We start from the raw sequence: 23,240 nt of genomic DNA, 5'->3' as shown, positions 1-23,240 counted from the left end.
CGGCAGCCCTGCTGCGCAGGGGACCCATGGCTCCGTGTGCTTGAGGTGGAGCGGACTTCAAAACAATGTGGGCTGGGCGGCGTCGGAACGGGCCGTGCCGGAACGGATGGCGCCGGAGTGGCGTGGGCTTGCGTGCCCCGCGGTGTCCGGGATGCTCCCGGCCGGGTACTGGGCTTCTTCCTCCCGGGCGTTGTCATGGTCGCTGCCCCCGTCGAGGTCCCGGTGGCTGAAGCCCTGCGAACCGGAGAAGCCGTGCAGGTCCTTGAAATACCGGACCCGCCCTGCCAGCCAGGCGCGGTATTCCTTGGATGCGTACGACCCGCTGCCGTACAGCCGGCGGTACTTTCCCGCCAGGTGCGGATGTTCGCGGGCGATCCACTGCATGAACCATTCACGGGTGCCCGGCTTCAGGTACAGCGCACCGGCCGTGACGCCTGTGGCGCCGGCCGCCGCGAGGGCCCCGAAGAGGGAGTCGAGGGCGTCGTCGCTGTCGGAGAGCCACGGCAGGATGGGCATGGCCATGACGCCGCAGGGCAGGCCCGCTTCCCGCAGACGGGAGATGAGCTTCAGCCGGGCACGTGGCCCAGGCGTGCCCGGTTCCACGGCTTCGGACAGCTGCTCGTTGGTCATGGCCAGCGAGATGCCCACGCCCACCGGCACCTGGGCCGCGGCATGCTTCAGCAGCGGGATGTCCCGGGCAAGGAGCGTGCCCTTGGTGAGGATTGACAGGGGAGTGCCGGAATCGGCGAGGGCACCGATGATGCCGGGCATGAGCTGGTAGCGGCCCTCGGCGCGCTGGTACGGGTCCGTGTTGGTGCCGAGGGCCACGTGCTCGTGCTGCCAGGAGGGCTTGGCCAGCTCCTTGCGCAGTATCTCGGCGGCGTTGATCTTGACCACCACCTGGCTGTCGAAGTCCAGTCCGGCGTCGAAGTCCAGATAGGTGTGGCTCTTGCGCGCGAAGCAGTAGACGCAGGCGTGGCTGCAGCCGCGGTAGGGGTTGACGGTCCAGTCGAACGGCATCCGCGAACCGGCGACCACCTTGTTGAGCACCGATTTGGCGGTGACCTCATGGAAGGTGATCCCGGCAAACTCCGGGGTGGAAACCGTCCGCACGAGTCCGGCCAGGGGCAGCAGGGCAGCCGTGGGCGAAGCGGCGGCCGGGGAATCGCCGCGCTCAAGTGCTTGTGCGTCCCATCTCATGCCTACATTCGAATATATGTTCGACTGAATGTCAAGGATGCTGACGGGCGAGGCGGCGGCCGGTTGCAGCATGGGGCGGCCTGCGCAGCTGCGGGATCGAGGCTTACGAAGCCAGCCGCTCACGGGCGTTGTGATCAGGGCCGGTTGGTTCAGTGGCGCGTTTGGTCTGGTTGACCTCGGCCCACACCGCATCGAGGGAGAGTCCGAGGACGCCGGCGATAGCGGCGATGGTCGGGAAGGCGGGGGTCGCTACGCGGCCCGTCTCGATCTTCCGGAGGGTTTCCGGTGAGACGCGTGCATCGAGCGCGATGTCGAGCATCGAGCGTTCCCCCCTGGCGCGGCGCAACAGGGCGCCGAGGCGCTGTCCGCGCTCGATCTCTGCGAATGTGAGGGGCAACCTGACCATGGCTTCGATTATACCGGGATAATATGACCGGTATAGTTATTGGACGCGTGAGAAAGGCGCCGCATGATCGAGATCCTGAATCCCACCGAACTTGCCCGGGCCAAAGAAGCAGGCGCCCTTGTCGCTGACATCCTGCAGACGCTGAAGTACCGCAGCACGGTCGGCGCGAACCTCCTGGACCTCGACCGATGGGCGCAGGCCATGATCGCCGAGGCTGGTGCGCAGTCCTGTTACGTCGACTACGAGCCGTCCTTCGGCCGCGGGCCGTTCGGACACTACATCTGCACGGCCGTCAACGACGCCGTGCTCCACGGACTCCCACGCGACTACACGCTGGCCGATGGCGACCTGCTGACACTCGACCTCGCCGTCTCCAAGCGGGGAGTCGCAGCAGACTCCGCCATCAGCTTCATCGTGGGCGGCTCAAAGCCCCCGGAAGGCGTCGCGATGATCAGCGCGACCGAGCGCGCGTTGAGCGCAGGGATAGCCGCTGCCCGGCCCGGAGCCAGGATCGGCGACATCTCCCATGCCATCGGCTCAGTCCTTGGCGAGGCGGGGTACCCGATCAACACCGAGTTCGGGGGCCATGGCATCGGATCGACCATGCACCAGGACCCGCACATTCCCAACACCGGACGGCCAGGCCGTGGCTACAAGCTGCGCCCCGGGCTGCTGCTCGCCCTGGAGCCATGGGTCATGGCCGACACCGCTGAACTCATCACCGACGCCGACGGGTGGACGCTCCGAAGTGCGACCGGCTGCCGGACTGCACACAGTGAGCACACGATCGCCATCACCAACGACGGGGCCGAAATCCTCACCCTGCCGACGCGGACAGACGCGTGAGGCCGGAGCGACACCTGCCCTGGCGGCCAAGTGTGGACGGGGCCGGGTTAAGGGTGCCGCGGGGGTGGCGCCTTGCCGGGCAGTGGGGCGGCGGATTGTTAGGCTGGGGCGATGATTCTCCTGACCGGGTTCGAGCCATTTGGCGGCGATACGGCCAATCCGTCGTGGGCAGCGGCCCGTTCGGCGGCACGGCTGCTCCAATCCGAAGGGCTGGATGTCCAGGCGGTGGAATTGCCATGCGTCTTCGGCGAGTCGGCCAAGGTGCTGGCAGAGGCCCTCGAGCGTTTCACGCCGGAGCTTGTGCTGTGCGCCGGCCAGGCCGGCGGGAGGGCGCGCATCTCGCTGGAACGGGTGGCCATCAATTGTGACGACGCCCGTATTCCGGACAATGCCGGCAATCAGCCAGTGGACGAACCCGTAGTCCCGGGCGGACCGGCAGCCTATTTCACGTCGCTGCCCGTCAAGGCGGCGCTCGCGGCGTTGACCGCAGAACCGATCCCGGCCGAAGTGTCCCAAAGTGCCGGGACCTATGTCTGCAACCACGTCTTCTACACGCTCATGCACGCCCTGCGGCTACGTCCGGGCACCAGGGGAGGCTTTGTCCACGTCCCCTACCAGGACACGCAGCTTCCGGCCGGAAGCAGTGCCCCCTCGCTGCCGGCCGCCCAGATGGCGGCGGCGCTCGCCGTCGTCGTGCGCACTGCGCTGGCGACGACGGCGGATCTCAAGCTCCCTGCCGGCGCAACCCACTAGCCCAAGCCGGTCATCCGCCGCCCGAGCCCGTGGCGGCCGCCGTCGGCGACGCGAAACAACTGCTTCCACAATTACTGGACAATCATTCCAGCAGTTCCCAGACGACGCCGATGGTGGCGGTGACGCCCGACTCACCGGCCTCGACGGTGAGTGAGGCCACCGCCGCTTCCCGCTGCATCTTCGCCACGGGGATCGGCGCCTGGAAGCCGGTGTGCTGAGTGAGGGACAGGACCCTGCCCAGCCCGGTTCCTGCGAGGGCGGCGTAATGCTCGGCGGTGGTGCGGGCGTCCTGCCAGGCGGCCTCCCGGGCCCGGGCTTCCACGGCCGAGGGGTCGGCGAAGCCGAGGGTCAGCCCGTTCAGCCGGACGGCGTCGCCGCCGGCAGCAACCGCCGCGGCAAGGATCTGCGAGGACGCGGACAACTCGCGGATCCTGACGGTGAGCGTGCTGGAGGCCAGATAGCCGGTCACGGTCTGGCCCTGGCCATCCTGCCAGTTCAGCTCGGCCCGGACGTTCAGCCCCGAGGTGGATAAGTCCGCGCTGTCCACGCCGTGCTGCCGGAGCTCCGACGTGATGGCGGCCGACCGCGTTCCGGCCTCGCCGTAGGCCTCGGCCACGGTCTCGCGGCGGCATTCAACGCCGATCGACACGGTCAGCAGGTCCGGCACCGCCTCGGCGCTGCCGGTTCCTGCAACGGAGATGCTTCGGGGGCTGTCTGTCATGTCAGGCCTCGTAACGTTCGGGGGCGGTGCCCATTCTGGGGTGCGTGCGTGGTCTGGTTCCGGGCAGGCCGGGCCGGGGGTAGCCGCCCGCTTCCAGGCCGGCGTGGCGCTCGAAGATGTTGGCGCTGCCCGGGTTGCCCGTGCGCCAGAGGGACCAGCCGGCGGCCATGAAGTACAGCGGAAGGAAGGGCAGCCCGAGGCACCAGGCGTATTGGGTGCTGTGGCGCTCCTCGTGGCCCAGCAGCACTGGATTGGCGCGGGCGGATTCCGGTCCGGCCCGGAAGAGGATCACGTTGCCCACCGTGAAGGCCGCAGCAAAGGGCAACCGCCAGCGGTAGCGGCCAGCGATCAGCAATCCGCGCGGACCGGAGCTGACGGTTGTCCGCGCACAGGCTGCCAGCAGCAGGCCCAGTAGGGTGGAGCCGTTGAGCAGGTTGGCGATCTGGCGAAGCCGTTGTCCGGGCGTCATTAGGCCATGGTAGCCGGGGGTGTGCCCGGCAGTCAGGGGTCCGCCGGGATGTCCCGTGCCCTTGGAATCCCGGCGTTGGCGTGCCCAGGTGCAGCCGGCACCGCTGCGTCACGTGCGGGGCGGCCGTGCCATGCCGCCGACGGCCGTCTACTAGACTGGGGACAGTGACCACAAGCCTTGCCGAGAACCTGCGCCGCGCCCTGTGCCCGGCGCACGCTGTTGGCATGATCCGACTCGTAGCTAAGAACAGTAGATGACTGAAACTTTGCCGGACGCAGCCGTCCCGAATCCTCTGGATGAAGCCGCCATTACCGCCGCCGTAGACCAGGCCGTTGCCGCCATCGCCGCCGCCGCGACCCTCGATGAACTCAAGGCCGTGCGCCTCGCCCACACGGGCGAGAAGTCCGCCCTGAGCCTCGCCAACCGTGAGATCGGCGCGCTGCCCAAGGACCAGAAGGCCGCCGCCGGCAAGCTCATGGGCGCCTCGAGGGGACGGGTCAACAAGGCGCTCGCGGACCGCACGGTCGCGCTCGAGGCCGAGAACGACGCGCGGATCCTCGTCGAAGAGACCGTGGATGTCACGGCAGCGCCGCGCCGGCGCACGGCCGGTGCACGGCACCCGCTGTCCACGCTGCAGGACCGCGTGGCGGACATCTTTGTCGGCATGGGTTGGGAAATCGCCGAAGGGCCCGAGGTCGAGTCCGAATGGTTTAACTTCGATGCCCTGAACTTCAAGCCGGACCACCCCGCCCGCGACATGCAGGACACGTTCTTCGTCGAGCCGCCCGAGGCCCACCTGCTCATGCGCACGCACACCTCGCCGGTGCAGGTCCGCTCCATGCTGGAACGGGAGCTGCCCATCTATGTGCTGTGCCCGGGCAAGGTGTTCCGCACGGACGAGCTCGACGCGACGCACACCCCCGTGTTCCACCAGTTCGAGGGCCTGGCCATCGACAAGAACCTGAGCATGGCGGACCTCCGCGGCACCCTGGAGCACTTCGCACGCCAGATGTTCGGCGCGGAAGCCCAGATCCGGCTGCGGCCCAACTACTTTCCGTTCACCGAGCCCTCCGCGGAGCTGGACATCTGGCACCCGGGCGCCAAGGGCGGCCCCAGCTGGATCGAGTGGGGCGGTTGCGGCATGGTCAACGCCAATGTCCTGCGCGCGGCCGGGATCGACCCGGACATCTATTCAGGCTTTGCCTTCGGCATGGGCATCGAACGCACCCTCATGTTCCGCAACGAGGTTGGCGACATGCGCGACATGATTGAAGGCGACGTACGTTTCAGCGAGCACTTCGGGATGGAGATCTAACAGTGCGTATCCCACTTTCATGGCTGCGCGAATTCGCGCAGGTACCGGCCGAAGCGACGGCCGAAGACGTCATGGCCGAGCTCGTCAAGGTCGGGCTCGAAGAAGAAGCAGTCCACCGGCCCACGGACGCCGTCCAGGGTCCGATCGTGGTGGGCCAGGTGCTCAGCATCGTCAAGGAACCCCAGTCCAACGGCAAGACCATCAACTGGTGCCAGGTCCGGGTTGTCCCCGAGGGCAGTGAGCAGACCCTGACCGGCGCCGGCATCGATCCCTCCGGCGTGCAGGGCATCATCTGCGGCGCCCACAACTTCGTGGAAGGCGACAAGGTGGTGGTCACCCTTCCGGGCGCCGTGCTGCCGGGCGACTTCAGGATCTCCGCGCGCAAGACCTACGGGCACCTCTCTGCCGGCATGATCGCCTCCGTCCGCGAACTCGGCATCGGGGAGGACCACGACGGCATCCTGGTGCTGTCCCGGATCGGCCTCGACCCGGAACTGGGCACCGACGCGATGGAACTGCTCGGCCTCTACGACCAGGCCGCCGAAATCAACGTCACCCCTGACCGCAGCTACTGCTTCTCCATCCGCGGTGCGGCCCGTGAATACGCGCACGCCACCGGCACCGTGTTCACGGACCCGGTCTCCAAGGTCCAGGTTCCGCAGTCGCTCTCCGGCGGCTACGGCGTCAAGCTCAACGACGACGCCCCCATCTACGGCAAGCCCGGCTGCGACCGTTTCGTGGCCCGCACCGTGCGCGGTGTCGACGCCACCCGGCCCACCCCGCCGTGGATGACCTCCCGTCTCCGGCTCGCCGGCATCCGGTCCATCTCCCTGCCCGTGGACATCTCCAACTACGTCATGCTCGAGCTCGGGCAGCCGAACCACTGCTATGACCTGGACAAGCTGGCCGGCGACATCGTGGTCCGGCGGGCCACGGCGGGGGAGAAGATCACCACCCTGGACGACAAAGAGCGCACGCTCGACGTCGAGGATCTGCTGATCACGGACGAATCCGGGCCCATCGGAATCGCCGGTGTCATGGGCGGTGCCCACACCGAAGTCTCGGACACCACCACGAACGTCCTGGTCGAGGCCGCGCACTTCGACGAGGTCTCGATCGCCCGTGCCCGCCGCCGGCACAAGCTGCCCTCCGAGGCGTCCAAGCGCTTCGAACGCGGCGTGGACTGGCAGGTGGCCGACGTGGCCGCCCAGCGTGTGGTGGACCTGCTGGTCGAACTCGCCGGCGGAACGGCCGACGAGGCCGGGACCGACGTCGGGACCGCGCCGGACGCCGTCACCATCGAACTGCCGGCAGAGTACGCGGCAGCCCGGATCGGGATCGACTTCACCGAGGAACAGATCCTGACCTCGCTCGAGGACCTCGGCGCCGTCGTTGCCAAGACCGGCAACGGCTACACGGTGACCGCCCCGAGCTGGCGCCAGGACCTCGAGACCAAGGACGACCTCACCGAGGAAATCGCCCGGCTGGTCGGCTACGACAAGATCCCGGCGACCCTGCCCGTGGCGCCCCCGGGCCGTGGCCTGACCCGCGTCCAACAGCAGCGCCGCCGCCTGATCCAGGCCCTCGCCGACGCCGGACTCACCGAGGTGCTGGCGTATCCGTTCGTCTCGAAGGCCGCCAATGACACCTTTGGCGTCCCCGCCGAAGGTGCGGAGCGCAAGGCCCTCAAGCTGGCCAACCCGATCAGCGAGGAGCACGGTTTCCTGCGGACCTCCGTCCTGCCGGGCCTGATCGAGGTTGCCAAGCGCAACCACTCCCGCGGCTTCCGCGACCTCGCCCTTTTCGAGGCCGGGCTCGTGTTCCTGCCGGGCGAGAAGCTTGGCACATCCGCGATTCCGCCGCTCGGCGTCAAGCCCGGCGACGACGTGCTCGATGCCCTGTACGACGGCGTCCCGGACCAGCCGCTGCACCTCGCCGCCGTGCTCACGGGGCACGACTCTCCCGCTGCCCCGGGCCACGCCCCGCGGGCCTGGGACTGGGCGGACGCGGTGGACATCGCCCGGATCGCCGGCGACGTGATCGGCGTCGAGCTCCTGGTCACGCAGGGCCGGCATCAGGCCTTCCACCCGGGCCGGGCGGCGCAGCTTGAACTGCGCACCGGCGAAGTGGTGGGCTACGCCGGCGAGCTGCACCCGAAGCTGCTGGCGGCGCACGACATGCCGGCCCGGTCCGTGGCACTGGAACTGAACGCCGACGCCCTCTTCGAGGCAGCCGCCGACGTGATCGTGGCCCGGCACATCTCGACGTACCCGGTGGCCACGCAGGACGTGGCCCTGGTGGTGGCGCAGGACGTCCCGGCCGGGGAGGTGCTGGCTGCGCTGCGTGAAGGCGCCGGCGAACTGCTCGAGGACGTCGCGTTGTTCGATGTCTACGCGGGCAAGGGCATCGAGGAAGGCAAGAAGTCGCTGGCGTTCAGCCTGCGCTTCCGCGCCGACGACCGCACCCTGACGGCGGACGAGGCCTCGGAGGCCCGTGAAGGTGCCGTGGCCGCCGCCCACGAACGATTCGGAGCGGTGCAGCGCTGAGGACTGCGCTGGTCACAGCGCAGACGTTTCTGAAAGGGGCGGGTCATGGCATCACACCTTGTTGTGCGTGCCTGCCCGCCCTTTCGCGTTCCCGGCGACCCCGGGGTTCCCGGCGACCCCGGGGTTCCCAGGGACCTGGGGGCGACCGTGGACGCGGCACCAGCCCTTTACCCGGAACCGGAGCTGGAACGCGACTCCCGCTCCCTGCTGGACGGGGCCGAACTCGTCCGGGCCCGGGCCATGACCCCGCGGACCCGGGAGGACTTCCTGCACGGGCGGCTCGCGCAGCGCCGGTTCGCCGCCGGCCTGCTCGGCGTTCCGGCGTCGGACCTCACCGCCTGGTACAGCTGCCCACGGTGCGGCACCGGCGAGGACATCTCACACGGCCGGCCCGGCTACCTGCTCCGGGGCCAGGCGGCGCCGCTGCTGCTGAGCCTGTCCCGTGCGGCCGGCTGGACGCTTCTGGCCGGGGTCGTGGACCCGGACCCGGGCGAGCATCTGGGCATCGACGTCGAGGATCCGGCCCGGGCGGACTTCGACGGGTTCGACGACGTCGTGTTGACCCCGGCGGAACAACGGCACCTCGCCGGGCTGGGCGGCATCGCGCTGCTGCAGGGCAGGGCGCGCCTGTGGGCGCGCAAGGAGGCCTGGCTCAAAATGCTGGGCACCGGGCTGCAGACGGCCCCGGACACCCTGGACGTGCTGGCGCCGACAGTCAACGGCCGCGCAGGGCTCCGGGACCTGCCGCCGGCAGAGACGGGCCTGCCCGCTGATCTCGTGGCAGCCGTCGCCCTGGCGGTCCTTCCCTAGTCAGGGCTCCGGCCCCTGATCAGATCTTGGGCGGCGTTGCCTGCGGGAGCGGCGGCAGGGCGTCGGCGAACAGCCAGGGGTGCAACAAGGCCTCTGCGTCCAGGCCCGTTGTGTGGGCGGCCGCGACGATGAAGTCGGCGGTGGTCACGGTGCCGTGCCGGAAGCGGCCCGTCCAGTCGTGCAGCAGGGCGAAGAACGCCAGGTCGCCGCAGCGTACCCGCAGGGCGTGCAGGGCCAGGGCGCCGCGTTTGTAGACCCGGTCGTCAAACATCAGTTCGGGGCCGGGGTCGCCCACCATCAGGTCCTGCGGGGCAGCGGCGAGCTTGCGCCAGGCGGCGCGCGCCCGGGCCGCCGCCGACATGATGCCGGCCTCTTCAGACCAGATCCATTCCGCGTAGCAGGCAAAGCCCTCGTGCAGCCAGATGTCCTTCCAGGTCGCAGTGGTCAGGGAGTTCCCGAACCACTGGTGGGCGAGTTCGTGGGCGATCATCCGCTGTGATTCCCAGTCCTGCCGCAGATGGTTGGGGCCCAGGATGGACAGTGTCTGCGCTTCCAGCGGGATTTCCAGGACGTCGTCGGTGACCACCACCGTGTACTCCGGGAACGGGTACGGCCCAAAGCAATTAGTGAAGGTCCGCATCATGTCGGGCTGGCGGGCCAGGGCGGCCCGGGCGCCCGCCTGCAGCGACGCCGGCACGGCCACATACTGCGGAACGTGCCCTGAGGGCCGGTCGGCATTGAGCGTCAGGAGCTCGTAGCGGCCGATCTGGACCGTGGCCAGGTAGGTGGCCATGGGTTCGGCCTGATCAAAGACCCAGGTCACGCGGCTGGCCCTGCTGGTGCGGGAGAGCAGCACCCCGTTGCACACGGCCCGGTAGTTCGCATCGGTGGTCACGGTGATGAGGTAAGTCGCTTTGTCCCGCGGGTGGTCATTGCACGGAAACCAGGAGGCTGCCCCGTTGGGCTGCCCGGCGACCAGCACCCCATCGGAGAGCTCTTCCCAGCCCACTTCGCCCCACACGCCGCGGCGCGGTGCGGGGTAGCCCTCATAGCGGATGTCCAGCGTGAAGGCCTCGGTGGCGAGCAGCGGGTTGTCGGGGTAGACGACGAGCTGCTCGGCCCGCTGCGTGAACCGGCGTACCCGGCGCCCGTTGAGCTGGATCTTCGTGGCCCGCAAGCCGGCCAGGTCCAGGACGATCGCCGACGTCGGGAGCTGCGTGATGGCGTGCAGGACGGCGTGCCCGGCAAGGCGGTTGCTGCTGACCCGGTAGTCCAGATCGAGTTCATACCGGGTGACGCGGTAGGCATTGGTCCCGTGGCCGGGCATATAGGGGTCCGGGGCGCCGGCCTCCGGGCTCGTGGCCCGGCTGATTTCGCGGCTGATTTCCCCGCTGATGTCCCCGCGGGCGGCGGCGCCGCTGCTGCTTGGTGCGCTGGTGCTCAATGGACGGACCTTCGGTTGTGGTGCTGGTTGACGTGCGCAGGCGCCGGGCCTAACGGGGCCCTGCGGGCGGTGCCGGCCCGTCCCAGGGGCTGACCGGATTGCCCATCCAGTACGTCCCGGCAGGGACGGTTTCGCCCCGCATGACGAGGGACGCCGGCCCCACCGTGCCGCCGCTGCCGATCCTGGCCTGCGGCAGGATGACGCCGTGCGGGCCCATGGTGGCTCCGTCATCGAGCGTAACAGTGTCGATGCTCATGACACGGTCATGGAACAGATGGGTCTGGACCACGCACCCGCGGTTGACGGTCGAATTCCTGCCGAGGGTGACGAGGTCCGCCTCCGGCAGCCAGTAGCTTTCGCACCAGGTCCCGGCACCGATTTTCGCGCCGAGTGCCCGCAGCCACCACACGAGAGCCGGTGTCCCCGTGGCGGCGCGCGCGAACCACGGGGCGCTGACCATCTCAATGAACGTGTCCACTACCTCGTTCCGCCAAATGAAGGAGCTCCACAGCGGGTGCTCGCCGGGGCGGATGCGGCCCACCAGCAGCCACTTGGCCACGACAGCACTGCCCGCGGCCGTGGCCCCGGCGAGCAGGATCACCACCCCGCTCAGGAGAGCGGCGATTCCGTAGTTGAACAGGGCCGCCATCGCGTCGAACGCGAGCATCACACCGACGGCGATGACGACCGTCAGCATGACCGGGACGAACCGGCACAGCTCCCACAGGGCCCGCGCGACCTTCAACCTCCGCGGCGGCTGGTAGGTCCGCGTGTCGTCCGAGGCGATGGCGGTGCGCCGCAGCCGCACCGGCGGGCTGCCGAGCCACGATGTGCCGGACTTCGCCTTGGCCGGCGTCGCGGACAACACCGCCACGAGGGAGTTCTTGGGCACGCTGCGCCCGGCCGCCGTCATGCCCGAGTTGCCCAGGAAAGACCGCTTGCCGATCTTGGCCGGTGCTATGTGCATCCAGCCGCCGTCGAGTTCGTAGGACGCCACCATCGTGTCGTCGGCCAGGAACGCGCCCTCGCCCACGGTGGTCATGCGCGGGATCAGCAGCACTGTCGAGGCCTCCACGTTGCGGCCGACCTTCGCACCGAGAAGCCGCAGCCAGACCGGCGTGAAGAGGCTGGCGTAGATCGGGAACAGCAGATCCCGGGCCAGATCCAATACCCGCTCGGTCGCCCAGACCTGCCACCCGATCCGGCTCCGGACCCGGTAGTAGCCTTCAGCGAGGCCGACGCTGAGGAGCCTCGTCGTGGCCAGGATCAGCAGCAGGTTGGTCAGGAACCATGCCAGCGCCGCCAGCGGGATCGAGAGCGCTATGCCGGGCAGGGCCGCGGGCAGGGAGGAGCTGCCCTGGATGAACGCGAAGATCACCAAGCCCGCAACGGCGGCGGAGACGTAGGGGATGAGCGCCAGCATGGCGGAGGCGGCGGCGAAACCGGCGAACCACAACCGGCCCGTCAGCCGGTGCTCGTCCGGGGAGTCCGGCCACGAGTGCCGGGCCTTGCCACGGCGCTCGGCCGGCGACCCGGCCACGAGCTGTCCCGCCTTGACCTTGCCGATCACAGCGGAACCCGGCTCCACCTGCGCCCCGGCACCCACCGTGGCTCCCGGCATCAGCGTGCTGCGGGCCCCCACGCTTGCGCCGGGGCCAATCCGGATGGCGCCGATGTGGACACGGTCGCCGTCGATCCACCAGCCGGACAGATCGACTTCGGGCTCGATATTGGACCCTGTGCCGAGGGTCAGCATCCCGGTGACGGGCGGCAGCGAGTGCAGCTGGACGTTCTCGCCGATCTTCGCCCCGAGCGCTTTCGCGTAGTAGGGCACCCAGGGCGCGCTGGCGAGGCTGATGGCGCCGGCCAGGTCCTGGATCTGTTCCGCGAGCCAGAGCCGGAGGTGCACCCGCCCGGACCGGGGATAGGTGCCAGGCACCACGTTGCGCAGCAGGATGCGGGCGGCGGCGACGGAGAGCAGCATCCGCCCGGCGGGACTGACGAAGACCAGCCAGGAAACTCCCACCCACCACCATGAGATCGTTGGCGCGGCGCTGAATCCGGCGAAGGCGGCCAGCAGGTTGTTGGCTGCCATCAGGTAGGTCAGCCAGCGCATGCCGACCAGGATGTGCAAGGGAACGCCCAGGAGTGTCTGGAAGGCCTGTGACTTCCTCGCGGTGGGCCGGACGGTGCGCTCCTGGGCGGCGACGGCACCACCCTCCGGCAGCGACTGCCGGGCCTCGTCCACCAGGGCGCCCACCCTGGGTGTCGCGTAGATATCGGCCACCGTGATGGTGGGATAGCGGACGCGGAGGGCGGACACGAGCTGCGCGGCGGCCAGCGAGCCGCCGCCGTAGGCGAAGAAGTCGGCATCGAGGCTGGTGACCGGGCTTCCCAGCACGGCACTCCACTGCTCCACGATCCACTGCGCGTCCTCCGGCAGGTTCAGCGGGGCACCTTCGGCCTCTGCCGCTCCGGTTCCGCTGAGCGGCCAGGGCAGGGCGTGGCGGTCCACTTTGCCGCTGGTCTTGGTCGGCAGCGAATCGACGAGCGTCAGCAGCGGAATGAGGGGCGCGGGCAGGCGTTCGCCCAGCAGTTCACGGGCGGCCGCGAGGTCGATGTCCCGGCCCGCGACGGCGGCAAGGTAGCCGACCAGGATCTGGTTGCCGGCCGCGGTGGTCTGCACGGCGGCGGCGGCGCCGGCGATATCCGGCAGGGACTGCAGGGCGGCGTCGATTTCGCCGAGCTCGATCCGGCGGCCGCCGAGCTTGACCTGCTCATCGGCGCGGCCCTGGAAAATGAGGCCTTCTGCTTCGTACCTGACGAGGTCGCCGGATCGGTAGGCGCGCGGCCAGCCCAGGGACGGCATGGGGGCATATTTTTCCGCGTCCTTGACCGGGTCAAGGTACCGGGCCAGCCCGACGCCGCCGATGATCAGTTCGCCCACCGCGCCTTCGGCGACGGGCAGCGAATCGGCGTCGACGACGGCGAGGTCCCAGCCGTCCAGCGGCAGGCCGATCCGGATGGGGCCGGGCGCGCCGAGCTGCGCGGCGCACGCGACCACGGTGGCCTCGGTGGGCCCGTAGGTGTTCCATACTTCGCGTCCTTCGACGGCGAGCCGTTCGGCAAGGTCGGGCGGGCACGCCTCCCCTCCGAAGATCAGCAGCCGGACACTTTCCAGCGACTCCACGGGCCAGAGCGCGGCCAGTGTGGGGACAGTGGAAACCACGGTGATGCCGTGGCTGATGAGCCAGGGGCCGAGGTCCATCCCGGTCCGCACCAGTGCCCGGGGTGCCGGAACCAGGCAGGCGCCGTGGCGCCACGCGAGCCACATTTCCTCGCAGGAGGCATCGAAGGCAACGGACAGGCCGGCCAGCACCCGGTCCTGCGGGCCCACCGGATCGGCCTGCAGGAAGATGCGGGCCTCGGCGTCCACGAACGCGGCGGCCGAGCGGTGCCGGACCGCGACGCCCTTGGGGGTGCCGGTGGAGCCGGAGGTGAAAATGACCCACGCGTCGTCGTCGGGACCGGGCGGCCTCGCGTCGGGGAACGGGCGGGGGCGGTTGCTGTCCGTGACGATCTTCCCGCCGGCGCGGAGGATGCCGGCCACCCTCGCCTCCCCGAAGACCAGTTTGGCCCGTTCGTCGGGATCGTCGGCGTCTACGGGGACATAGGCTGCACCGACCAGCAGCACCGCCAGGATCGAGACGTAGAGTTCGTTGGTGCCCGACGGGATCCGGACGCCGATCTTGTCGCCGGCACCCAGCCCGGCGAGGTGCAGTTTCCGGGCGGTGGCCCGGACCTCGTCCATGAGCTGGGCGTAACTGAGCGAACGGTGGCCGTCGTCGAGCGCCGAAGCGTCCGGGTACCGGGCGGCAGTATCCCGGACGATGTCTATCAGCGTGCGCTCCGGCGGGGCGGAGAGGGCGCCCGGCAGCTGGGGCTCGTGGACGGTGGGACGGGGAGCGGGAAGACTCTGCACCGCACCGGCGTCGGGGGCTTCACTGGGGGTCAGTCGTTGCTCGGTCACTGGCGCATTGTCCCTGCAGGAGATGAACGGATGGTGTTGCCGTACGGCTTGGGGGACCGTGCAGCTTAGGGGACGAGGATGACTTTGCCGGTGGTGCGGCGCTGTTCAAGGTCCTCGTGGGCACGGGCTGCGTCGCCGAGAGGATAGCGTGCGCCGATCCTGACCTTGAGGCTGCCGTCGGCAGCGGCGGCGAAGACTTCGTCGGAGCGCCAGCGGCGTTCCCGGGCGTCGCGCAGGTAGTGGCCCATGGTGGGCCGCGTGAGGTACAACGAGCCGCCGGCGTTGAGCCGCTGCGGGTCGAACGGCGGGACCGGGCCGGACGCTGCACCGAAGAGGACCAGCATCCCCCGGATGCGCAGGGACGCCAGGGAGGCGTCGAAAGTGTCTTTTCCGACGCCGTCGTACACCACATCCGCGCCGGTGCCGTTGGTCAGATCCCGGACCCGGTCGGCCAAACCGTCGTAGCGCAGCACGTTGTCGGCGCCGGCTTCGCGGGCCAGCTGCTCTTTCGCGTCTGTCGAAACGGTGGTGATGACGTTGGCGCCCCTGGCCTTGAGCAACTGGATCATCAGGAGCCCCACACCGCCGGCGCCGGCGTGGAGCAGCACGGTGTGGCCGGACTCGACCTTGAAGGTGGAGTTGATCAGGTAGTGGGCCGTCACGCCCTGCAACGGCAGCGCCGCGGCGGTGAAATCATCCAGGCCGTCGGGAACCGGGAGGGCCTTGTCCTCATCGACGAGTGCATAGCCGGCGTAGCAGTCAGCGCCCTCGGCCGTGGCCACCCGGTCACCGGGAGCAAACCCGGTGACGGCGTCGCCGACCTCCTCCACGGTGCCCGCGGCCTCGGAGCCGGGCGTGAAGGGGTAGCTGACCTTGTAGACGCCGCTGCGCTTGTAGGTGTCAATGAAGTTCACGCCCGCGGCCGCGACCTTGACCAGCAGCTGGCCGGGCCCGGGAACGGGCCGGGCTGTCTTGTCGAGTTCGAGGACCTCGGGGCCGCCGGCCTGGCGGGCGACGATTGCGTGCATCATGTGGCTCCTTTTCCGGGCGGGGAATTCTGTCCCGGTCCCTGGGTCCATCCTAGGGACACCGGGGGTAACCATGAAGGGGCCTTTCGTAACCAGCCGTCACTTGATGATTGGGCGGACGTTGCCAGGAGGCGGCAGGTCCTGCGCGGCCGCCGGCGGTCCGTCCTTTAGTAGCGGCGGGTTACCGTTGCCATCGGGCATTCGAAGTGGCGGCCGGCGGCGAGTCCGACGTCGTTGAGGTAGCGGACAATGATGGCGTACGACTGCATCAGCGTGGTTTCCGTGTACGGGACCTGGTGCTTGGCGCAGTACTCGCGGACGATCTTGGCGGCCTGGTGCAGCTGCGGGCGGGCCATGTCCGGGAAGAGGTGGTGTTCGGCCTGGCGGTTGAGGCCGCCGAGCAGGATGTCCATGAAGCGGCCGCCCGAGATGTTCCGGGACGTCAGGACCTGGCGGCTGAAGAAGTCCACCCGGCTGTCCGCCGGCAGCACCGGCATGCCCTTGTGGTTCGGCGCGAAGGACGCGCCCATGTAGAAGCCGAACACGGCCAGCTGGACGCCGATGAAGGCGAACGCCATGCCCAGCGGCAGGAAGGTGAACGCGAGGACCGGCAGGAGGCTGAGCCGGACCGCGAGGATCGGGATTTCGACCCAGCGGTGCGTGACCTTGGCCCGGCGGACGATGAATTTCACGGAATCGATCTGCAGTCCCAGGCCCACCAGGAAAAGGAGCGGGAAGAAGAACCAGCCCTGCTTGCGGGTCAGGAACGCAAGGCGTCCCTGGCGGTCGGCTACGGCTTCGGGGTGGAAGGCGATGGGGCCGGGCGCGATGTCCGGGTCCTTGGAGATGACGTTCGGGTGGTTGTGGTGCGCGCCGTGCTTCTGCTCCCACCAGGAGTAGCTGATCCCGGCCACGGAGGTGGCGAGCAGGCGTGCTGCCCAGTCGTTGGCGCGGCGGGACGCGAAGATCTGCCGGTGCCCGGCCTCGTGGGCCAGGAAGCTCAACTGCGTGCAGATGATGCCCAGGGCGGCGGCGATCAGGAGCTGGAACCAGCTGTCACCGATCAGCGCGAACCCGAACCAGGTGGCGGCCATCAGGAGCACCAGGCTGGCGAACACCGTGATGTAGAACCCGACGCGCCGTTCGAGGAGGCCGGCCGTCTTCACGCTCTTGAGGAGTTCCGAATAGCTCAGGACCACGGCGTTGGGCTGCCGGACCCGCGATGGCGGCCGCGCCGGCGTTTCGGCGGGAAGGGTGGAAGTGGCGGTCATAGGGCGCTTGCCTCGTCACGGTTACGGGCAACGCTGCAGCTGACATTCGCAGCTGCACGGTCTGGATCACCCTTTACCAAGCATACGCCCCGGGTTTCCGCGGCGGGCCGGTCGGGAGCTTTGGACACACGCCCATCGATGCATAAATATCGGCATCTATGCATACTCTTGCTGTATAGTCGTGCTTATGACTATTTCTGTTGCCGTTTCCGGGGCTAGCGGCTATGCCGGCGGCGAGGTCCTGCGGCTCCTCGCCGGTCATCCCGACGTCACCATCGGCGCCATCACGGCCCACAGCAACGCTGGTTCCAGACTAGGGGAATTGCAGCCGCATCTCCATGGACTCGCGGACCGGATTCTCGAAGACACCACCGTGGATAACCTGGCCGGGCACGACGTCGTTTTCCTGGCGCTTCCGCACGGGGCATCCGCGGAGATAGCGGCGCAGCTGCCCGCCGGGACCCTGGTCATCGACGCCGGCGCGGACCACCGCCTCGAGGACCCGGCGGCCTGGGAGAAGTTCTACGGGTCGGCCCACGCCGGAACCTGGCCCTACGGCCTCCCGGAACTGCCCGGCCAGCGCGATGCCCTCCGCGGCGCCACCCGGATCGCCGTCCCCGGCTGCTACCCGACCTCGGCCCTGCTGGCCCTCACTCCCGGCTTCAGCAACCAGCTGCTGGAGGGCGAGGACGTCGTGATCGTCTCCGCCTCCGGCACCTCAGGGGCCGGCAAAGCTGCCAAGGTCAACCTGATCGGCGCCGAAGTCATGGGCTCCATGAGCCCCTACGGGGTCGGCGGGGGACACCGGCACACCCCCGAGATCGAACAGGGACTCTCGAAAGCGCTGGGGGCCCCGGTCACCGTCTCCTTCACGCCCACGCTGGCGCCGATGAGCCGCGGCATCCTCACCACGGCGACCGCCAGGGTGCGGCAGCAGCCAGGCCGCAGAGTCACTGCCGCAGACCTGCGTGCCGCCTGGGCCGAAGCCTACGACGACGAACCGTTCGTGCACCTGCTCCCCGAGGGGCAGTGGCCCTCCACGAAATCGGTCCAGGGATCTAACCACACGGTCATGCAGCTCGCCTTCGATGAGCACACCGGCCGCGTGATCGTGTGCTGCGCCATCGACAACCTCACCAAGGGGACCGCCGGCGGGGCCGTGCAGTCCATGAACCTAGCCCTCGGCCTGGCGGAAACCGCCGGCCTCAACCTCCAGGGAGTCGCACCGTGAGCATCACCGCACCGCAGGGATTCCGCGCCGCCGGCGTGACGGCCGGGCTCAAGGCTTCCGGCAAGCCGGATGTGGCCCTCGTGGTCAACGACGGCCCGTCCAAAGCCGCCGCGGCGGTCTTCACGTCCAACCGCGTCGCCGCGGCCCCCGTGCACTGGTCACGCGAAGTGGTCAAGGACGGCCGCGTGGATGCCGTGATCCTCAACTCCGGCGGGGCCAACGCCTGCACCGGGCCCCAGGGGTTCCAGAACACGCACACCACCGCGGAGAAGACCGCCGAAGCCCTCGGCGTCTCCGCCACCGACGTCGTGGTCTGCTCCACCGGACTGATTGGCGAGCAGCTCCCCATGGAGAAAATCCTGGCCGGGATCGGTTCCGCCACCGCAGCTCTGGCCGCGGACGGCGGCCCCGCGGCGGCCACCGCGATCATGACCACGGATTCGGTGTCCAAGCAGTCCGTCTTCACCGGCACGGCCGCGGACGGCACGCAGTTCACCATCGGCGGCATGGCCAAGGGCGCCGGCATGCTGGCCCCGGGCCTGGCCACCATGCTGGTGGTCCTCACCACGGACGCCGACGTCCCGCCGGACGTGCTCGACGCCGAACTCCGCAACGCCACGCGGCTCACCTTCGACCGGGCGGACTCGGACGGCTGCATGTCCACCAACGACACCGTGGTGCTGCTCGCCTCCGGCGCCTCCGGTGCCGCGCCGTCCGCCGCCGACTTCGGCGCCGGCCTGACCCAGGTCTGCGCCGAGCTGGCCCGGAAACTGATCGGCGACGCCGAGGGCGCCAGCCACGACATCGCGATCCGGACGTTCAACGCCGCGAGCGAGCGGGACGCCGAAATCGTCAGCCGCGCCGTCGCCCGCTCCAACCTGTTCAAGACCGCGATCTTCGGCAAGGACCCCAACTGGGGCCGCGTGCTGTCCGCCGTCGGCACCACCGACGCGGCCTTCGAACCGGACCAGCTGAACGTGTCCATGAACGGTGTGCAGATCTGCCGCAACGGCAGCATCGGCGATGACCGCAACCTCGTGGACCTCGAACCGCGCGAGGTCCTGGTCGAAATCGACCTGCAGGCCGGTACAGCCGAGGCCACGATCCTCACCAACGACCTCACCCACGACTACGTCCACGAAAACAGCGCCTACTCCAGCTAACCTCCCCGGAGGCTGAACAGACGGATGAACAGCAGGGACGAACAGAGGACGAACAGCATGAACACCCAGACCCGCGAGACCACCTCCCAGTCCGACGCCCGGGACAAAGCCGCCACGCTGATCGAGGCGCTGCCCTGGATCCAGCGCTTTGCCGGCAGCACCATGGTGATCAAGTACGGCGGCAATGCCATGGTCAACGACGAGCTCCGCCGCGCCTTCGCCGAGGACGTCGTGTTCCTGCACCACGTCGGCATCCACCCCGTGGTGGTGCATGGCGGCGGCCCGCAGATCAACGCCATGCTCAGCCGGCTCGGGATCGAATCCGAATTCAAGGGCGGGCTGCGTGTCACCACGCCCGAGGCCATGGACGTGGTCCGGATGGTCCTCACCGGCCAGGTGGGACGCGAACTCGTGGGCCTGATCAACTCCCACGGCCCGTACGCCGTCGGGATGTCCGGCGAAGACGGCGGCCTGCTCCGCGCCGTCCGCACCGGCACCGTGGTGGACGGCGAAGAGGTGGACCTGGGCCTGGTGGGCGAGGTGGTCGGGGTGAACCCGGAAGGCATTGTGGACATCCTCGCGGCCGGCCGGATTCCTGTGATCTCCACCGTCGCCCCGGAAATCCACGACGACGGATCCACCACCGGTCAGGTACTTAATGTGAACGCGGACACGGCGGCGGCCGCGGTGGCGTCGGCCCTGGGTGCCTCCAAGCTGGTCATCCTGACCGATGTCGAAGGCCTCTACGCCAACTGGCCGGACAGGTCATCGCTCATTTCGTCGCTGACGGCGTCGGAGCTGCGCGAGATGCTGCCGCGCCTTGAGTCCGGCATGATCCCGAAGATGGCGGCGTGCCTGAAGGCCATTGACGACGGCGTCGAGCGCGCCCACATCGTGGACGGCCGCCTGCCGCACTCGATGCTCCTGGAAACCTTTACGACCGCCGGCATCGGCACCCAGGTCGTCCCCGACGAGGAAGTGAACGCATAGTGAGCAGCACTGAACTGAGCCATTCCGCTGAAGGCCGCAGCAGCGATGGGGGGCCGGGTGTGGTCGGGCACCGCGGTGGGCCCACGGCCTCCGGGGTCCCCGTCCGAGCTGGCGAGGAGGGGGTGAGTCCGGGGACGGGCGGGGCCCCCATCGCTGCGGAGGCCGCCGCGACCGCGCTCGTTGGTCAAACCAGTGGCGCGCAGTGGCTGTCCCGCTACTCGTCCTCGCTGCTGGGCGTCTTCGGCACCCCGCAGCGGGTCCTGGTCCGCGGCGCCGGCTGCCTCGTGTGGGACGCCGACGGCAAGGAATACCTGGACCTGCTCGGCGGCATCGCGGTGAACGCCCTCGGCCACGCCCACCCGTTCGTGACCTCGGTGATCTCCAGCCAGCTGGCCACCCTGGGCCATGTCTCGAACTTCTTCACGAGCCCCACCCAGATCGCCCTGGCCGAGAAGCTGCTGGAACTGTCCAAGGCCCCGGCCGGCTCCAAGGTGTTCTTCGCCAACTCCGGCACCGAAGCCGTCGAGGCGGCCTTCAAGCTGGCGCGCCGTAACAGTGGCGCCAGCCAGTCCGCGGCCGCGGAGAATACTGTCGCGGAAAAAACACCGAAACCGCGCACCAAGATCATCGCGCTCGAAGGCGCCTTCCACGGGCGCACCATGGGCGCCCTCGCGCTCACCGCCAAAGAGGCGTACCGGGCGCCGTTCGCGCCGCTGCCCGGCGGCGTCGTGCATGTCCCGTTTGGTGACATCGAGGCCCTCCGCGCCGCCATTGATGAGACCACCGCTGCCGTCTTCCTCGAACCGATCCAGGGCGAGGCCGGCGTCCGGCCGCTGCCTGCCGGCTACCTCAAGGCGGCCCGCGAGGCCACGAGCGCGGCCGGCGCCCTGCTGATCCTCGACGAGGTCCAGACCGGCATCGGCCGCACCGGCAAGTGGCTGGCCAGCGAGGACGCCGGCATCGTGCCCGACGCCGTGACCCTCGCCAAGGGCCTGGGCGGCGGCTTCCCGGTCGGCGCGCTCGTCACGTTCGGCCCGGAAACGTCTGCTCTGCTGACCGCCGGCCAGCACGGGACGACCTTCGGCGGCAACCCGGTGGCCACCGCCGCCGCCCTCGCCACCCTGCACGTCCTGGAAAACCAGGACATCCTGGCCCACGTCCGGAACCTGGGGGAGCATCTGCGCGCCCGCCTCGCCGGAATCGCCGGCGTGACCGAGGTCCGCGGCGAGGGGCTGCTGATCGGCTTCGACCTCGACGCCGACGTCGCCCCGGGCGTCGTGGCCGCCGGCCTCGACGCCGGGTTCATCGTCAACAGCCCGGGCCCGCGCACCATCCGGCTGGCGCCCCCGCTGATCCTGACCACCGAGCAGGCAGACCTTTTCCTGGCCGCCCTGCCCGCATTGCTCGAGACCGCCAAGACCAACGCTGCAAAGGACGCCAAGTGACCGCCGCCGTGACCGCCTCAGTGCCCACCCGCCACTTCCTCAAGGACACGGACCTCAGCCCGGCCGAGCAGACCGAGGTCCTCGAGCTCGCCGTCCGGATGAAGGCCGCGCCCTACAGCGTGCAGCCCTTCGCCGCAGACGGCAACGGCCGCCGGACGGTGGCCGTCATCTTCGACAAGACCTCCACCCGGACCAGGGTCTCCTTCGCCACCGGCATCGCGGACATGGGCGGCAACGCGCTCATCATCAACCCCGGCGAGGCGCAGATCGGGCACAAAGAATCGGTCGAGGACACTGCCAAGGTGCTCGAACGCATGGTCTCCACCATTGTGTGGCGCACCGGCGCGCATGCCGGGCTCGTCGCCATGGCCGAGAACTCCCGCGTTCCGGTCATCAACGCCCTGTGCGATGACTACCACCCATGCCAGCTCCTGGCCGATCTGCTGACCGTCAAGGAGCACAAGGGCTCGCTCCAGGGCCTGACCATGGCCTACCTGGGCGACTCGGCCAACAACATGGCCAACTCCTACCTGCTGGCCGGCGTGACGGCGGGCATGAACGTCCGCATCGCCGGACCGGAGGGCTACCTGCCGTCGCCGGAGATCATCGCCGCCGCCGAGGACCGTGCCGCGGAGACCGGCGGCTCGGTGCTGGTGACGGTGGACCCCGCCGAAGCGCTCCTGGGCGCCGACGTCGTCGCGACCGACACGTGGGTGTCCATGGGCCAGGAGGCGGAGAAGGAAGCGCGGATGAAGCTGTTCCGCGCCTATTCCGTGGATGCCGACGCGATGAAGCTCGCGGCGCCGGACGCCGTCGTGCTGCACTGCCTCCCGGCCTACCGGGGCTACGAGATCGCCGCGGACGTCATTGACGGCCCGCAGTCGGTGGTCTGGGACGAGGCCGAAAACCGGCTGCACGCGCAGAAGGCACTCATGGCCTGGCTCATGCACCGCTCCGGTCTGGCAGTGGTTGACGGTCTGGCGCCAGTCGGTGGGCTCGCGCCACTCGATGGGCCGGCACCGGTGGGCGGACCGGCCTGATGTCCGTCCAGCCAGCCTCTCCTGGGGCCAGCCCGGCCACCAAGACAGCCCGGCAGGCGCGGATCACGGCGATTCTCACGGGCGAATCTGTCCGTTCCCAGGCCGAGCTCGCGGCGCTGCTCGCGGACGACGGCGTCCAGGTCACCCAGGCCACGCTGTCACGAGACCTCGTGGAACTCGGCGCCGTCCGGGTCCGCGGCAAGGACGGCGTGCTGGTCTACGCCGTCCCGGGGGAGGGCGGCGAACGGGCGGCCAAGAGCGGCGTCACGCAGGAAATCCTCGACGCCCGGCTGACCCGGTTGTGCGGGGAACTGCTCGTCACCGCCGAGGCCTCCGCCAACCTCGTGGTGCTTCGGACCCCGCCGGGCGCCGCGAACTTCCTGGCCCTCGCCATCGACCACTCCGTAATGCCCTCGATCCTGGGCACCATCGCTGGGGACGACACCGTCCTGCTTGTCACCCGGGACCCCCTGGGCGGCGCGGACATCGCCGCACGCTTCCTGCAGTTCGCCGAGGAAGCCGGCCAATAAGC

Annotated in this window: 19 protein-coding genes; 11 read left to right on the top strand and 8 right to left on the bottom strand. The window is 69.4% G+C overall.

Going from position 1 to position 23,240, the window contains the following annotated elements; translation table 11 throughout:
* Window positions 1-57 precede the first annotated feature (57 nt).
* Window positions 58-1,200 (bottom strand): Rv2578c family radical SAM protein, encoded by a 1,143-nt coding sequence (locus AC1DGD_RS07565; RefSeq protein ID WP_476856417.1) that lies wholly within the window; start codon window positions 1,198-1,200, stop codon window positions 58-60.
* A gap of 103 nt (window positions 1,201-1,303) precedes the next feature.
* Window positions 1,304-1,606: a helix-turn-helix domain-containing protein gene (locus AC1DGD_RS07560; protein WP_028277253.1), complete on the bottom strand. Its 303-nt coding sequence runs from the start codon at window positions 1,604-1,606 to the stop codon at window positions 1,304-1,306.
* 63 nt (window positions 1,607-1,669) lie between these two features.
* On the opposite strand from AC1DGD_RS07560, the gene map reads away from it, so the two are divergent.
* Both map and pcp read left to right on the top strand, forming a co-directional pair.
* Complete coding sequence (map, locus tag AC1DGD_RS07555; RefSeq protein ID WP_230008100.1) at window positions 1,670-2,452, top strand: type I methionyl aminopeptidase; 783 nt, start codon at window positions 1,670-1,672, stop codon at window positions 2,450-2,452.
* A 111-nt stretch (window positions 2,453-2,563) separates the two neighbouring features.
* Entirely contained in the window at window positions 2,564-3,205 is a 642-nt protein-coding gene (pcp, locus tag AC1DGD_RS07550; protein ID WP_476856416.1) for a pyroglutamyl-peptidase I, read from the top strand.
* An 82-nt stretch (window positions 3,206-3,287) separates the two neighbouring features.
* Here the strand turns inward: pcp and AC1DGD_RS07545 are convergent, their stop codons facing one another.
* Window positions 3,288-3,926, bottom strand: a complete 639-nt coding sequence (locus AC1DGD_RS07545) for an SIMPL domain-containing protein (protein WP_476856415.1) — start codon at window positions 3,924-3,926, stop codon at window positions 3,288-3,290.
* Between the two features lies 1 nt (window position 3,927).
* Window positions 3,928-4,395, bottom strand: a complete 468-nt coding sequence (locus AC1DGD_RS07540) for a hypothetical protein (protein WP_476856414.1) — start codon at window positions 4,393-4,395, stop codon at window positions 3,928-3,930.
* A gap of 253 nt (window positions 4,396-4,648) precedes the next feature.
* Between AC1DGD_RS07540 and pheS the strand changes: the two genes are divergently transcribed.
* From pheS to AC1DGD_RS07525, 3 genes are read left to right on the top strand one after another with little or no spacing between them, the layout of a single operon-like run.
* Window positions 4,649-5,710, top strand: a complete 1,062-nt coding sequence (pheS, locus tag AC1DGD_RS07535; RefSeq protein ID WP_028277258.1) for a phenylalanine--tRNA ligase subunit alpha — start codon at window positions 4,649-4,651, stop codon at window positions 5,708-5,710.
* Between the two features lie 2 nt (window positions 5,711-5,712).
* Window positions 5,713-8,256 carry a phenylalanine--tRNA ligase subunit beta gene (pheT, locus tag AC1DGD_RS07530; protein WP_476856413.1) on the top strand — a complete coding sequence of 848 codons (2,544 nt, stop codon included), beginning with the start codon at window positions 5,713-5,715 and terminating at the stop codon, window positions 8,254-8,256.
* A 45-nt stretch (window positions 8,257-8,301) separates the two neighbouring features.
* Window positions 8,302-9,066 carry a 4'-phosphopantetheinyl transferase family protein gene (locus AC1DGD_RS07525; protein WP_476856412.1) on the top strand — a complete coding sequence of 255 codons (765 nt, stop codon included), beginning with the start codon at window positions 8,302-8,304 and terminating at the stop codon, window positions 9,064-9,066.
* A 19-nt stretch (window positions 9,067-9,085) separates the two neighbouring features.
* On the opposite strand, the gene AC1DGD_RS07520 is transcribed toward AC1DGD_RS07525, so the two are convergent.
* From AC1DGD_RS07520 to AC1DGD_RS07505, 4 genes are all read right to left on the bottom strand, one after another.
* Window positions 9,086-10,510, bottom strand: coding sequence for a M1 family metallopeptidase (locus AC1DGD_RS07520; RefSeq protein WP_476856411.1), 1,425 nt, complete (start codon window positions 10,508-10,510; stop codon window positions 9,086-9,088).
* 49 nt (window positions 10,511-10,559) lie between these two features.
* Window positions 10,560-14,492, bottom strand: coding sequence for a Pls/PosA family non-ribosomal peptide synthetase (locus AC1DGD_RS07515; RefSeq protein ID WP_476856515.1), 3,933 nt, complete (start codon window positions 14,490-14,492; stop codon window positions 10,560-10,562).
* A 113-nt stretch (window positions 14,493-14,605) separates the two neighbouring features.
* Complete coding sequence (locus AC1DGD_RS07510) at window positions 14,606-15,571, bottom strand: quinone oxidoreductase family protein (RefSeq protein WP_476856410.1); 966 nt, start codon at window positions 15,569-15,571, stop codon at window positions 14,606-14,608.
* Between the two features lie 164 nt (window positions 15,572-15,735).
* The gene (locus AC1DGD_RS07505) at window positions 15,736-16,839 is read right to left on the bottom strand and encodes a fatty acid desaturase family protein (RefSeq protein WP_028277262.1); all 1,104 of its coding nucleotides are present in this window, start codon (window positions 16,837-16,839) and stop codon (window positions 15,736-15,738) included.
* A 187-nt stretch (window positions 16,840-17,026) separates the two neighbouring features.
* Here AC1DGD_RS07505 and argC point away from each other — a divergent pair, with 187 nt between their 5' ends.
* The 6 genes from argC to AC1DGD_RS07475 all read left to right on the top strand — a co-directional run bounded on the left by argC (window position 17,027) and on the right by AC1DGD_RS07475 (window position 23,238).
* A complete protein-coding gene (gene argC / locus AC1DGD_RS07500) occupies window positions 17,027-18,070 on the top strand; it encodes an N-acetyl-gamma-glutamyl-phosphate reductase (protein WP_476856409.1) in 1,044 nt (347 codons plus the stop codon).
* The gene (argJ, locus tag AC1DGD_RS07495) at window positions 18,067-19,233 is read left to right on the top strand and encodes a bifunctional glutamate N-acetyltransferase/amino-acid acetyltransferase ArgJ (protein WP_476856408.1); all 1,167 of its coding nucleotides are present in this window, start codon (window positions 18,067-18,069) and stop codon (window positions 19,231-19,233) included. The genes argC and argJ overlap by 4 nt, the downstream gene beginning before the upstream one ends.
* A gap of 57 nt (window positions 19,234-19,290) precedes the next feature.
* The gene (gene argB, locus AC1DGD_RS07490) at window positions 19,291-20,223 is read left to right on the top strand and encodes an acetylglutamate kinase (RefSeq protein WP_223917243.1); all 933 of its coding nucleotides are present in this window, start codon (window positions 19,291-19,293) and stop codon (window positions 20,221-20,223) included.
* A gap of 122 nt (window positions 20,224-20,345) precedes the next feature.
* Window positions 20,346-21,668 (top strand): acetylornithine transaminase, encoded by a 1,323-nt coding sequence (locus AC1DGD_RS07485; protein ID WP_476856407.1) that lies wholly within the window; start codon window positions 20,346-20,348, stop codon window positions 21,666-21,668.
* Window positions 21,665-22,708, top strand: coding sequence for an ornithine carbamoyltransferase (gene argF / locus AC1DGD_RS07480; protein WP_476856406.1), 1,044 nt, complete (start codon window positions 21,665-21,667; stop codon window positions 22,706-22,708). Before AC1DGD_RS07485 ends, argF begins: the two co-directional genes overlap by 4 nt.
* The gene (locus tag AC1DGD_RS07475; RefSeq protein ID WP_079551248.1) at window positions 22,708-23,238 is read left to right on the top strand and encodes an arginine repressor; all 531 of its coding nucleotides are present in this window, start codon (window positions 22,708-22,710) and stop codon (window positions 23,236-23,238) included. The genes argF and AC1DGD_RS07475 overlap by 1 nt, the downstream gene beginning before the upstream one ends.
* The last annotated feature ends 2 nt before the right edge of the window (window positions 23,239-23,240 follow it).

This window comes from Arthrobacter sp. 05T45, assembly GCF_056395875.1.
This window is presented reverse-complemented; position numbering and strand designations above follow the sequence as displayed.